At 66.3% G+C, this 807-nt stretch carries 1 protein-coding gene; it reads right to left on the bottom strand.

Annotated features, from left to right (window positions below; translation table 11 throughout):
* Positions 1 to 728 (bottom strand): IS5 family transposase (locus FS320_RS44425; RefSeq protein WP_152718786.1); only part of this gene is annotated, 728 nt, incomplete at its 3' end.
* Positions 729 to 807 lie beyond the last annotated feature (79 nt).

Genomic DNA, 807 nt, shown 5'->3' with positions numbered 1-807 from the left:
GGATCCTTCCAAAGCCGGCGGTTGCGGCTGATCCACGCGAAGAACCGTTCGACCACCCAGCGGCGCGGATGCACCGCAAAGCCAACCTGGTCGGGCGGCTTTCTGACGATCTCGATGATAATCGAGGTCGCTTGGGCCGGGGTCTCGCCGGCATAGCCGCTGTCAGCAAACGCCGTGGCGATGAACGGGAACGCACGCCGCGACAGGCGCAGGACCACACAGGCGCCATCGCGGTCTTGAACGTCCGCCGGCTGGGGCTCCAGGACCAGGCCGCGCCCATCGGTGTCGACCATCACCTGGCGCTTGCGGCCTTTGACCTTCTTGCCGGCATCATAGCCTCGCGGGCCGCCGCTCTCGGTGGTCTTCACACTTTGGCTGTCGAGCACGGCGGCGGTGGGCGAGGCCTCCCGTCCGACCCGCTCGCGATCCGCCATGACCAGCAGATGGTTGATAGTCTCGAACAGACCCGTGTCACGCCACAGGCTGAACCAGCGAAAGACCGTGCTTTTGGGCGGCAGGTCGGAGGGCAAGAGCCGCCAGGCGATCCCGCCGCGCAGCACGTAGAAGATCCCGTTGAGGATCTCCCGGGTGGACCAGCACCGCGGGCGCCCTCGGGCGTGCGGCTCAGGCAGGAGCGGCTCGATCAGCGCCCATTCGGCGTCGGTCAAATCGGTTTCGTAACGCAAGCCGTCGCGGCTATACTGCCGCCGGGTGGTCGGGGTCCACATTGCGGTTCCAGATCAGGCTTCAGCACCCTCCTGGAATCATAGCGGTCTCGGCCACTCAACCCTTTTCGGGACGGGCTCT

This window comes from Microvirga tunisiensis, from assembly GCF_009296175.1.
GTDB classification, from domain to species: Bacteria; Pseudomonadota; Alphaproteobacteria; order Rhizobiales; family Beijerinckiaceae; genus Microvirga; species Microvirga tunisiensis.
Note: the sequence above shows the minus strand (reverse complement) of the source record. Positions and strands in the feature narration are given on the sequence as shown.